The sequence below is a fragment of the Isoptericola croceus genome (genome assembly GCF_029382255.1).
Classification (GTDB): Bacteria; Actinomycetota; Actinomycetes; order Actinomycetales; family Cellulomonadaceae; genus Isoptericola; species Isoptericola croceus.
Window position 1 is genome coordinate 1 of the sequence record NZ_JARLLG010000212.1, and the last position, 275, is coordinate 275.

Annotated in this window: 1 protein-coding gene; it reads left to right on the forward strand. The window is 57.5% G+C overall.

Annotated elements, in window-relative coordinates:
* Positions 1 to 275: hypothetical protein (locus PZC42_RS24575; protein ID WP_277214110.1), on the forward strand; the 275-nt coding region annotated here is incomplete at both ends.

Consider the following 275-nt stretch of genomic DNA (forward strand, 5'->3'; position numbering starts at 1 on the left):
GCAAGATCATCCTGCAGAACCTGGACAAGAGCCAGCAGCTGCAGGACGAGAAGATCGCGCTCAGCGAGAAGGCGTGCATCCTGCTCGACCGCCAGATCAAGAAGCTGGACATCAAGATCCGCGATCTGCAGAACGAAGGCATCCTCTCCAACGATCCTCCCATCCCCTCCCTCTTCCGCAACAAGGACCAGTACCGTGATCCTCCAAAACCCTTCTTCCCAGACCCGACTCCCTCCGAATCTACCTCGTACACCTCCTCCCCTCTGAATCCTACG